Below are 11,705 nucleotides of genomic sequence, written 5' to 3' on the forward strand. Positions count from 1 at the left end.
ATCGCCCTAGCAGTCGAAAAAGACCCACATACAGCAGCCCAATACCGGGAAAACTTCCCCAACACCCCTGTGTTGTGCGCCGATGTCACCCAACTGACCGGTCAAGAAATACTCTCCAGTATCGGCTATAGCTCAGTTGCGATCGATTTAGTAGTAGGAGGCCCATCCTGCCAAGGCTTCTCCCGCATAGGCAAACGCGACCCAAAAGACTCACGCAACTCTGGCGTATACCACTTTGTTCGCCTAGTAGGAGAACTCCAGCCCCGCGCCTTCCTAATGGAAAACGTCGCCTCCATGCGAGACTCACGCTACGCAGAACTCATAGACAACTGTTGGCAGCAACTAAAAAGCTACGGCTACCAAATCCGAGAATGGAAACTCAACGCCAGTAACTACGGCGTACCCCAATCGAGAGAACGCCTATTCTGGGTCGGTTGCCGGGATGCAGCAACGAAGGCACCAGCCCCGCTAGAACAGCCAGTCACAGTCTATGACGCTTTTTCTGACCTACTGCCCCTAGAGGGGCTGCTAGCCCTGGATAAAGACATCATCGAAACCGACTGGCAGCCAGGAGAATACAGCCAGTACCTCAACATCATCTTCACCCCACAGGGCAACTGGAATCCCCAACGCCTAACAGGCTGTACCCTTACCGACCATTCACCAGAAGTAATCGAAAGATTCATCACCGCACCGACTGGAGAAATCGAGCCAATCAGCCGCCTGTACCGCCTAGACTACCAACGTCAATGCACCACCCTCAGAGCCGGAACAGCAACCGCTCAAGGTGGACACACAGCACCGCGTCCCATCCACCCAGAACATCCCAGAGTCATCACCGTCCGAGAAGCAGCCAGACTATCCTCATTCCCCGACTGGTTTCAATTTCATCCCACCAAATGGCGAGGACACCGACAAATTGGTAACGCCGTTCCACCCCTGCTAGCGCGTGCAGTCGGAATCCAGCTAATCGACGCCCTCAGCAACACCCAAAGTTTTTCACCTGATCAAACAAACACAACTAAAACAACAGGGAGTACCACTATGACATCTACCACTATCATTTCTAACTTAGACAACTACAACTTCCCACCATTAACCAGCAGCAAAACAATCAAACTAGCCAAAGAGATAGTAGAACTCGGTTCAACTCACGCCGCCTCCCTCGGAAAAATCAAAGAAGCTAGCTTAGAACTCGGCTACAAACTACTAGAACTTGAAAACGCAGTTGGACAAAGCGAAGTCAAAGAAATCCTCAAACACTGCTTCCCCAAAGAAATTGTTCGCTACTTGAGAAACCTACTCTGCCAAGCCAAACTGATCGAAAAATGTCCTTCATTGTACTCACGCATATTATCCATGCCCATCTGTCACACAGCCATACTCCTAGCAGGAACAGAAGAGCAAATCGAACAAATCCTCACCAGCGACACCAAATGGACAGTAGAACTACTAAAACTTCGCTTGAAAGCCGATAATCATCAGGATACAACCCTACCAATTCCCCTTCTCGCCATCAACGCCCCAGTCAAAATCATCGCCGACGTCCCCGACTCAGGAGAGATTGCTAGAGTAGAAAATATCGACGACGATCGTGTCACAGTCACCAAACTGCATACTGGAGAAGTTAGCAAATTCGATATCAACGAAGTCAAACCATTATGCCAGGATACTTATACCGCACTCACCACAATCCTAGCCACCACAGCTAGCTTGCACACCGCATTCAAAGACGCAGCAGACACAGGAGACCAACGCTTACAGAACGACATCGAAAACAAACTCAACCTTCTCGACAAATCCCGCCGTCAACTCACAGCCAGACTCGCCATAACCGAAAAAGCCGCCAAAAACCTCGCCAGCTATGTAGCCGCAAATACCAGCATAGATCCAATTGCGACCCAAGACGAATGCGCGAGTACTTTTCGAGTCTGGAACATCGGTGAAGACGATCGAGAACCAATTATAGCCAAAGCACAACTACTAGCCAAACTGAGAACCAAACAAATATTTGCACAACCGACACTAGCAGAACTGGCAATAGCCACAGCCACCATCTTACACAAACCCACCACCAAAAACGCAGGCGGCGGTATTCCCATCAGCACCAGAGAATACAGCGAATTAACCGAACTCGTACAGGAAAAAGACTCAACAATACAACAACTCAAAGCCGAACTAGATGAAGTAAAAGCTAATCGTCAAACGGTAGTAGAAACACCAGATAACACCATCTCATCCCGATTAGATGTAATGCAGCAAGAGATGGAATCCCTGCGGACTGCATATCAATCCATCGAACAGAAATACAGCAACGCTCTAACTGAATTAGAATCCTACAAACAACTAACACAGAAACAAGCATCAGAAATCAACGCCCTCAAAAACAGCAATACATCTGTTCAAACCACAGATAACACCAGCACAGCCCAAACATTCCAACCCAACGACATAGTGAGGATAATTGCCAATAGCAATCAAGCCTTAGTCAATCAAATGGGCATTTTCCGAGAAGTAGAAATAGAAGAATTGCCTTTGGGGACAAGAGAAAGAGCCGTAGTCGTGTTAAGTCCAGGCACGAGATTTCAAATCCCCGTGCGGATTGCCAATTATCAACAATCATTAGAAAAATTGGCAATAACTAAAGAGGAATTTCTCGTGTTTGCACAAGCAGAAGACTTAGTGGAACAAAACAAAGACTTAGAAAGTAGAATTGAACACAAGGAATCGAAAATTGATGAAGCAGTTTGTCAGATAGGTCGCTGTCTGGCTCAACTTGGCATACCTGGATGGTATGAAAAAGGCGTATATATTGACTCGCAGGGACGTACTCATTCAGATGCAATAGCATTAGAAGAAGGAGTCAAAACTATTGCTGAAATTCTCGTCAATCTAGAAACACAAGTATCTTATTCAGAACAGTCTGACGAAGACATCGAATTTTAGGTAGTGCATGATTACCGAACCATATAAAAAGCGTTTCTACATAACGCTCTCACTGTATTTTGCCTAAATTTATGCTAGAAAAAGCCATTTTAATAGAATCGAGAAAATTCGATTATCCTGGCTATTACAATTGTGAGAGCTATTGTCGGGTCAGAATATATTCTCCGTCCGAACAAACAATCGTAATAGTTAGCGAGAGCGAAACAAACTCAGGTACATCTGTTACCAACATGGCAGAGGGAATAGCTACCCTTGTGGCATACCACTACGAACTCGATGTCAAAAAGACAATCTGGATAGAACATTATCCAGAACAGAATAATGGCCGAAGCTCTCTGTTTCTGGAATCATTTAGTTTAGTTGAATTTGATTGGGGTTGTCACTATCCTTTTCCTTACCAGCGTGAGATTCAACCAATCAAACTAAAAGCCAGCAATCCTCAGTGGACATATATTGACAAGACAGAAGTCCAGCAACTACTTGGCGTACCTTTATAGGTAAATCGCAATGAATAAACCCACACTTATAAAAAATGACACTCTTGTGTCATTCTTTGATTCTCCTAGCGCATTAAGAATTTGGATACCCGGAAGAGTAGTGAGTAAACTGCGCCCTCGATTTGGTAAAGGTGCTGCATTTTTGCATCCCAATTATAGAAACTGGAAGAATGCAGCTGTTTCTCAAATAAGTTGGCAACTAAAATGCAATTGCCAAATTTTCGATATAGAAAACTGCATGATTAGCCCTTGGCCACTAGCTGAATTACCGATTTCCCCAGCCAAAGTATCGGTATTATTTGTAGGGGCGCAACGGGGAGATTGCGATAACAGATTGGGTAGCATACTGGATTGTTTAGTAACTAGCGGCATCCTGGCAAACGATACCGCTCGACACAATCCAATCGGAAAGTATGAAACTGTAACTTGCCGAGTTCGTAAAGGCGCATTGGTGATAGTAGAACCCGCTACTGTAGAAAAGTTCCATCCTCAAATGTTACTGACGTGGGGAAGATGAAGCTGCTAACGCCGCAGAAAGAAAGTGGTATTAGTGCGCTGGCTCGCTCGCTTTCATTTCAGTTCTATTTGATTCATTCGAGCAAAGTAATCAGCATAGTGTCTACCTACCAATCATACTAAAATGCTTAGCTTACTAGATTGTTTTGCAGGTGCAGGTGGTTCCTCATGGGGTGCAGTAGAGACTAGAAAAATCTCAGTGAAAATGGCAATCAACCACGATGCCACCGCCATAGCAACTCACCAAGAAAACCTGCCCTCCGTTAATCACGATATTGCAGATGTATTTCAAGTAAATCCAAAGCGATACCCTAAAACAGACTTAGCCTGGTTTTCACCGTGTTGCGAAGGGTTCACACACGCATCGGGCGTTAAGAACACAGATACCACAGCATATCAACCAGAACTGTTCGATACCCTAGAATACAGCCTTCTATCCCAAAAAGCTAAAGAAGAATACCGCCATAAGCAAATACTGTTAGCTCAAAAACGCCTGACCGTCGAAGAAGTTTATAAATTTGTAGAAACACACCGCTATCTGGCATTTATAGTCGAGAACGTCATCGAACTAACGCGCTGGAAAAAGTATAATTCCTGGCTGCTATCGTTCCAGAACATCGGCTATAACTACAAGGAAATTAGCCTTAACTCATCGGTAGTGCAGTCGTCGGTAAGACCAAACCATCAAAGTCGCGACCGCTTGTTTATTTGCTTTTGGCAATCTCAGTTAAAAACACCATTATTAGAAATATCGCCGGCGGCTTTCTGCCCCGAATGCGATAGCACGGTAGCAGGCAAACAAACTTGGAAGAAAGGACAGCGCATTGGTAAACTTAATTTTCAGTACCACTATAGCTGCCCAAATTGCTTAAACCCAGTTAACCCGCATACTCGTGCTGTTGCTGAAATATTAGATTGGAGTTTACCTTGTCCCACAATAGGTTCGCGAGTCGGCACATCTAAACAACTTAAACCCAATACGCTAGAGCGCATCAAAAAAGGTATCGAAAAATTCGGCAATGTTCCATTCCTAACGGAACTGTATGGGAAAAGTAGTGCTAGAAGCATTAACAAACCGATAGGTTCGATTACCACATCAGGCGCACATCATGCTTTGGTAGTACCATCTCCCTTTCTACTGTACTACTACAGTCGCGACAATGCGATCGGCAGCATCAACAAACCAGTCAATGCGGTAACAACCTGTCCTCGACACGCTCTCGTCATTCCCCCCGGTTTCATTTGCCAGTACAACAGTAAAAGTATCGGGCAGTCTATTAAAGAACCGCTTCATGCTGTAACAACGAAAGATAGGTTTGCACTACTGGCAACTCCGCAGGATATCGACAAAATTGGCAAGCTCAACGAATGGGGCTTTAGGATGTTAACCCCAACAGAATTGGCACTAGCTCAAAACTTTCCCACTCAATATAAATTCTTGGGTAACAAAGCCCAGATTCTAAGACAAATCGGCGGTGCAGTACCCCCGGGCGTGGCACAAATTATCCTGACTGCCTTGGCAGAAATTTGTTGATACTAATTTTCACTATCAAAGGGAATAAATCTATGACAGACTTACCGTGTTGGTTAAAAGGAAAAGCAATAGCAGTAGCAAAAGTGCTGATTGCTGATGGATTTTGTTACTGCGGCGAAGCAGAAGAATTCTGCGTTAACCAACACCTAGAGTCGGTGGGTGATTGGTTAATAGGTAATTGGCACTACGTCATCGATGCTATTACCGACGGGGCTTTGTTTTCTAAGGACTACAACGACAGCGAAGATTGCGATATCGATAAGGAAATAGAGCGTATACAGCAATTAATCGCGAAAGCCGAATTAGATTGGGACTCTTGTATAAATGAGGGGCAATTAAGCTTATTTTAATCCTGAAGAAGGCTTTCATGCAGAGAGCAGGCATCAGAATTACTTTCTGCATAAAGTCCTCCTTTCCTCTGCCTTTATTGCTAAGAAAATACCTCACAGTCCCACTCGAAATCTTCACGTATACGATCGAAAGTAATACCACCCAGAGCCTAACCAAAATGCCAAAAACTTATGTAGCAGAATTTGCGGAATACTGGCTAGAGAGAAAGAAGCCATTCACGCCTTCATCGCGAGAAGGTGAAAATTATTTAGTTTCGGATTGCATAACCTTTATCAAAATAGTTCTAAGTGCCAAATTCAAAAGTGCTGGAGTGGAATTTAAGTACAGCAATTCCGCACTCAAGCATTGGATGTACTCTGGCGCACCAGATTGGGCGATCGTCATGCTTAAGGAAATTGATATAGTTTGGAAAAGAGAATGGGAAAAAGAAAGGTATCGCTATCCAGAAAACGGTGACTTTCCTCCAAGAGGCATATCAACTAGAGCATCTTACGGCAATAGCACAGAAACTAAAAAAGCCGGCTCCAATCTTTATCAAAATAGAACTAGATGGTAAATGCTTGCCTACTCTCTTAACTTATCATCTGTTTAGGGCAAACAAATTTATACAAATATGCTGTCGCCACCCATTTATGTATAGGTGGTTTTTTTATAGCTGAACTTGTTCGATATCGTGCCTACATAAGGGGACTCGCTAGCATATATTCCAATAATCGGAATAAACTTAAATTAAATTACCAGTTAAACTCCTGACATAGCTAAACTTTCCAATTTTTGTATTCCCCTAATTGGAAAATTGATATTGCCTCTTCGAGCGGGTTAATTCTATGCTAATTAAAGTGACAGTGTAACGAGACTGACACGGCAATTCAATAGAATAACAGTGTCAGTTCAACGGTAGTTCCAGATGTCTACGTTGAAATATGCAATCCCACCAGAACAAATACAGCCCCAGACCAGAAAGGAGCTAATGCAAAGGTATGCTCCATCAGCTTTCAAGGCGCTATCTAGAAATAGACTGGAGCATTACAGAGTAGCAGCAGGAGTATCAAAAATCCCAGCCGGACATAGCTTTAAACCAGCGCAAGTCCAGATGATGGACGAACTGTTCATTGCGATCCGTAGCGACATCCTCACCTTAAAAGGTTTTGGAGAACAAATAACAACGCCAGGATGGACATTAGACGGATGGTTATGTCAACACTGGAAAATGACGCTCCTAAATTTCCTGAACTCCCCCCGAAACAAGTTGGGGGCAGACCACATAGTAACGATTCAAACAATTTACAGATTACAAATGGAGCAAAAGTCAAATGGCGACAATACAAGAAACTGCGCGTGAAATTTCCCAACTATTCGGCAATCGACCTTGCCCGCTCGATGACTTGAGAACTATCTGTCAGCTTTTGGGTATCGAAGTCAGAGACAACGAATTAGTAGGAGTCGTCGAGTACCAAAATAAGCCAATAGATGCCAAAACATTTCTATTGGGACTAGCGCGTACAATCAAAGAAAGCGATGCCAATGCTAACTTTATCGAAGCGGCATTAGCATACTTAGAAGCACGCGGTATCGGTAAAACACCAGAAACCCCTGAAATATCTGAGGATTTCGACCTCAACACCTTCCGTCTGCAAGTGTATGGCACAACAGAAGCTGCCCCAGGCTCCGACCTCGATTTCATCTTTAGAAAGCATGAAGAAGGTCAACAATTAGCCCAAGAAGCTTTTATGACAGGGCGATTTGTCGCACACAAAACTTATGAAGAACTCCAAAAAAAAGGGGTTACCGGACATCGCAGCGAAGAATTAGAGCAGCAATACGGAGCGACCTTTCAGGGACTGTCGGATCGATCGACCCAAAACATCCACAACATCGGATTTTCTCGCATCTACAACTGGATACAAGCTCAAGCAGTCCCCCAGACAGCGATTGGTTCCTCACACCAGAAGGCGCAGTTGCAACAGGCTCAGAAATAGGCACTTGGGTGGCAATGGAGGTCAACGAAGCTGCCAATGTATTAGCCCGTGAAGTAACAACGGCAGCTTTGTGGGGAATCTGCGCCACCAGCATCGGTGCTGTAGGAGGTGCAGTAACAGCAGCTTCCATCGCCGTCAGCAATAATGCTCGCGAACCTTTAGCACCCACCATCTGCGGCACTATAACCGGAACAATACTGGGTGCAGCACTAGCACTAATAGTGATTTTCAACAAAAAGAGGAGTTTATGCTCGGATTAATCAGTGATGCGCTAAAAGATGCAGCAGTAGGTGTAATTCTCAATGTGGCAGGCAATTCGATGGTGGGAATCATTACAGGCGCAGGCGCTGCGCTTTGCCTGAATCCAGTGGTAATGGCGGGTGCGATCGCGATTGGTTTGGCAGCAGGGCAAGTGATGCGGATGGTAACTTGATATGTCAATTGCATACAACCGATCATCAAAGAAAATACCAGTAACAGCGATCGCATTTACAGTAGGCGCTCTATCAATCTTAGGCATCATGGGTATCGGTTTGATGATGTCGCTCAAAGATAAAACCATCACCCAAACCGACAGAGTTCTGACTGCTAAAGTAAAATTAGCTTCAGCTAACAAAAAGTTTTTCACTTCTACAGTAAGTTTCGATTTTGGCACTCTCAACAACAAAGGAGAGGTAATTATCCAAAATCCTGGCTATCTACAACAAGCCTTACTAGCCGTAGCCGCACAAGATAAAGCTAGAGCGAGACGGGTGATTGATGATCGGAAATCTCTAGCTTATCGACAAGAAGAAACATACGCCGCATCTCTGCTCGAACTTGGTATCAAACAAGAAATGTCAAGAGTAGCGCTAGTATCTCCAGACAAAATCGTAGAGTGGAGAGTCTATCAATCCCAAAGTGGGGAATGGAGAAAAGAACCAGTTACGGCGGCTCGAAGACTAAGCCACCTAACGGTGGATTTGATGTCAAATCGATTGGGACAGCACTCCAGATATTCCGTAGATTACTCGAGCGTAGAAACAGTTAGCGGTCTGGGTAAATCCTTAGATGGTGCTACCAAAGCGACTTACGATTTGTACCTCGCCAAAGGGATGGACAGGCAAGTACGAGAATTGCAAGCACTGGAAATCCGCCCAGATTTTAGCGTAGAAAAATCTCTTCTTGTCAAACCGGGTGAATTTGGCTCAGCTATTAAGCCCAAGGATAAACCCAAGAGCAACGCTGAAAACAAGGCGCAACAGAAACCCAACCCTAAAAAAGTCGAACCCATCCCTAAGATCGACAAACCTAAAAAATAGTTGGGGGTGATGTAAATGACTGCCGTCAAGATAAGTGTATCAATCTTGATGATTATTTTCGGCATAGTTTTTGCAGGAACCGCGACCAAATCTAACGCAATTAACTATCTCGATAACACCAATTGGCCTTCTGAACGAGTGAGTAAAAATTCAGGATTCCAGTTCTGGGGTGGAGTGGGCGTGGTGGGAGCGGGACTGGTATTTCTGGCTTGTACACTGCACGAATTGAACGAGACAAATAAAGAAGTAGATAGCGCTACTCCATCTGAAGCAGAAACGCAGCCAACTCCAGAAGTAGCAGCATCTTATGAGGTAAGCAATGTTATTCCATTCCCCCGCCCTGAAGAACCCCCCGTTGGGCAACCACTCAACGAAGATGAATTTGATTCTTTACTCAATGCCAAACTTAACCAAAAGGTAGGAAATCAAAATGTCTAGAGATAGAGACGATCGCAGAGAATTTAACCCTTTGGCAGTGAACGACCCCGATAGTTTAGCCGCAGCAATTCAACAATCATCTGGTACAAACAGTCCGAGAAATGGGAAGATGGTTCCCCCAGGTCCTGCTGGTGCAATGCAACCATATAACGTTTACGTTATGCCGCACGAACAGGCGATGGCACCCGATAAGCCAAAGGTTCCTCAGTTATTTATCCCAATTGTAAGCTGGTGGAAAGTACACCGCTTGCATATCGACCATGAGTGGGTATTTTTCTGGAGATTTGTATCGGTAATCGAAGCATTAGTGCAGCGCCCAGTCAAATCTTTCAAAAACTTAGGTGTAATGACTGGGGTAGTGGCAGGCGGAGCAATTTTTCTGATTGGTTTGTTCGTAGTCAGTGCATGGTTTTTTGGCTCGAAAAACTCAGGCGGCACCTTGAGGAACACTGACGTAGAGCCACAGGAGAATTTTGATTACGACTACAACTTGCCTCAGTATTAGTGTTAAGTCATGAGTGATGGCTGTGGAATTCAAATTGATTGTCGAGTTAGACACAAATAAACATCAAAAAGGAACGCAGCCATGCGATCGAGAACATCCAGACTTAACATCGGTTAGTGATGTAAATAGCCAACCGTTAGGGCATCCGCCTCGAAGAGCTGCAGCGCAACAAACCCATATTCCACAAGCTCTGTCAGATAAATGGGATTGGATATGCGTAGCACTGACAATTTTGTGCTTGTGGCAGATTGCTTCCCCGTCACCCCCTACGGCTCCTAAATCTGGAACGTTCACTTCTTCCTCATCCGCACTCAAAACTGTGCCTAATAAATATACTGGTAAACCGATATTCCCGCTTGGTGGAAAAACCCTTGCTACCACTAGAATCACCGATTTACCGGGTAGTCCTAGACCTAACAACAGGATTCATGCAGGCATCGATTTAGCAGCTTACCAAGATGATGTAGTTGCGGTTCTACCAGGAACAATTGTCGAACTCAAACCAGATTCTGGAGTAGGTGGCATTATCGGCATTGAAAGTAATTGGAAGGGCAAAAAAGTCAAGCTTAGGTACGTTCATCTGGAAAGAGAACCACTGCGATCGTTTTCTCTAGGTCAGAAGATACAAGCCGGACAAAAATTGAGTTACATCAAAAGCAATTTTCCGGGTAGTAGCGGACCACATTTGCATTTAGAAGTTTACATCAATGGCGAATTGCAGTGGCGTCTGCAGGATTTTCTGAAACTAGCCGTTGTTAATCGTTGAATGTTTGAAGGAGAAATTATGAGTAGATTATCTGTTGCTAATCTAAATATGCCCGAAAGCATTGAGGCTTGCGAACATCAATTAAAAATTGTTTGTTATGCTTGGGCGTGCGCGAGCGCTAGTTTTGATATTCACTATGCTGATTTGCTTGCGGAGCTTAAAATGCTTCTGTGGAACGAATACAAAAATCTAGGGGGCACGGCAGTTCAAATTGGTGACATTGCTGAATGGGGAAGAGCCAGGGTTTTTGGGCAGCTTAAAAGTATTGAAGCCTCTGTTGAGAGAGCAGAAAGGAGAAAAGAAGAGAAAATTGTATGCGAAGAATACGATTTTTTGATAAAGCTTGAAGCTATTTCTGAAGTTCTCAAACAAGAAAACAAAAAAGATTTATCACAGACTGTTGATGATGCTATAGAAGGCATTCGCTTGTTTCAAGAGGTCAGCAAGTCAGCATATGCAAGAATTTTCAAGGCGGATGAATATTTGGAAAGTATTCAGCGCTCTACCAAAAAAGATAAACCGGAAGTAAAAGCTTTAAAAGAGCAGATTTCCAGGGGTCGTCAAATGCTAAAGCCCCAATCATAGGCTTGAAAATTTGAAAGCTTTAGGTAATTAGGAGATATTATGCAACGACAAATCACAATCAGATCAGAAACGAAGGCGATGAAAGATTGGATTGATTGGGTATTGGAATGCGTAACGTATGATGATGGCACTTTTGATGGGGGTTGGCTTGAAAGTTGTCAGAATTTATGGAAACAGTCCAGGGGTGATGTAGCACTGTTCGCGCAGCGCTATGTTAGCAAGGATCTGAAATCAGATGGATATCACGATTTTTCAGAATCTGGGTTTAGCTTCTTAGATACCTTTCT

Annotated in this window: 16 protein-coding genes; all 16 read left to right on the forward strand. The window is 44.2% G+C overall.

What is annotated here, in order from left to right:
• A partial coding sequence (dcm, locus tag H6S82_RS05550) for a DNA (cytosine-5-)-methyltransferase (RefSeq protein WP_191056067.1) occupies window positions 1-2,946 on the forward strand: 2,946 nt, incomplete at its 5' end.
• 230 nt (window positions 2,947-3,176) lie between these two features.
• Window positions 3,177-3,443, forward strand: coding sequence for a hypothetical protein (locus tag H6S82_RS05555; protein WP_190462992.1), 267 nt, complete (start codon window positions 3,177-3,179; stop codon window positions 3,441-3,443).
• A 10-nt stretch (window positions 3,444-3,453) separates the two neighbouring features.
• Entirely contained in the window at window positions 3,454-3,960 is a 507-nt protein-coding gene (locus H6S82_RS05560; protein ID WP_190462994.1) for a RusA family crossover junction endodeoxyribonuclease, read from the forward strand.
• Between the two features lie 123 nt (window positions 3,961-4,083).
• Window positions 4,084-5,493, forward strand: a complete 1,410-nt coding sequence (locus H6S82_RS05565; protein WP_190462996.1) for a DNA cytosine methyltransferase — start codon at window positions 4,084-4,086, stop codon at window positions 5,491-5,493.
• 32 nt (window positions 5,494-5,525) lie between these two features.
• The gene (locus tag H6S82_RS05570) at window positions 5,526-5,843 is read left to right on the forward strand and encodes a hypothetical protein (protein WP_190462998.1); all 318 of its coding nucleotides are present in this window, start codon (window positions 5,526-5,528) and stop codon (window positions 5,841-5,843) included.
• A gap of 158 nt (window positions 5,844-6,001) precedes the next feature.
• Complete coding sequence (locus tag H6S82_RS05575) at window positions 6,002-6,400, forward strand: hypothetical protein (protein WP_190463000.1); 399 nt, start codon at window positions 6,002-6,004, stop codon at window positions 6,398-6,400.
• Window positions 6,401-6,814: 414 nt separating this feature from the next.
• Complete coding sequence (locus tag H6S82_RS05580) at window positions 6,815-7,186, forward strand: hypothetical protein (protein WP_190463002.1); 372 nt, start codon at window positions 6,815-6,817, stop codon at window positions 7,184-7,186.
• Window positions 7,158-7,823: a hypothetical protein gene (locus tag H6S82_RS05585; RefSeq protein WP_190463005.1), complete on the forward strand. Its 666-nt coding sequence runs from the start codon at window positions 7,158-7,160 to the stop codon at window positions 7,821-7,823. The genes H6S82_RS05580 and H6S82_RS05585 overlap by 29 nt, the downstream gene beginning before the upstream one ends.
• Before the next feature lie 14 nt (window positions 7,824-7,837).
• A complete protein-coding gene (locus H6S82_RS05590) occupies window positions 7,838-8,083 on the forward strand; it encodes a hypothetical protein (protein WP_190463007.1) in 246 nt (81 codons plus the stop codon).
• Window positions 8,071-8,256: a hypothetical protein gene (locus H6S82_RS05595; RefSeq protein WP_190463009.1), complete on the forward strand. Its 186-nt coding sequence runs from the start codon at window positions 8,071-8,073 to the stop codon at window positions 8,254-8,256. The genes H6S82_RS05590 and H6S82_RS05595 overlap by 13 nt, the downstream gene beginning before the upstream one ends.
• 1 nt (window position 8,257) lies before the next feature.
• On the forward strand, window positions 8,258-9,124 hold the full coding sequence (locus H6S82_RS05600; RefSeq protein ID WP_191056069.1) for a hypothetical protein: 867 nt from the start codon (window positions 8,258-8,260) through the stop codon (window positions 9,122-9,124).
• Between the two features lie 15 nt (window positions 9,125-9,139).
• Window positions 9,140-9,562, forward strand: coding sequence for a hypothetical protein (locus H6S82_RS05605; RefSeq protein ID WP_190463012.1), 423 nt, complete (start codon window positions 9,140-9,142; stop codon window positions 9,560-9,562).
• Window positions 9,555-10,067, forward strand: coding sequence for a hypothetical protein (locus H6S82_RS05610; protein WP_190463014.1), 513 nt, complete (start codon window positions 9,555-9,557; stop codon window positions 10,065-10,067). Before H6S82_RS05605 ends, H6S82_RS05610 begins: the two co-directional genes overlap by 8 nt.
• A 22-nt stretch (window positions 10,068-10,089) precedes the next feature.
• Complete coding sequence (locus H6S82_RS05615; protein WP_190463016.1) at window positions 10,090-10,833, forward strand: M23 family metallopeptidase; 744 nt, start codon at window positions 10,090-10,092, stop codon at window positions 10,831-10,833.
• A complete protein-coding gene (locus H6S82_RS05620; protein ID WP_191056070.1) occupies window positions 10,834-11,418 on the forward strand; it encodes a hypothetical protein in 585 nt (194 codons plus the stop codon).
• 78 nt (window positions 11,419-11,496) lie between these two features.
• The coding region (locus H6S82_RS05625) for a hypothetical protein (protein ID WP_191056071.1) at window positions 11,497-11,705 on the forward strand (209 nt) is incomplete at its 3' end.

Source organism: Planktothrix sp. FACHB-1355 (assembly GCF_014748295.1).
Classification (GTDB): Bacteria; Cyanobacteriota; Cyanobacteriia; order Cyanobacteriales; family Aerosakkonemataceae; genus Aerosakkonema; species Aerosakkonema funiforme_A.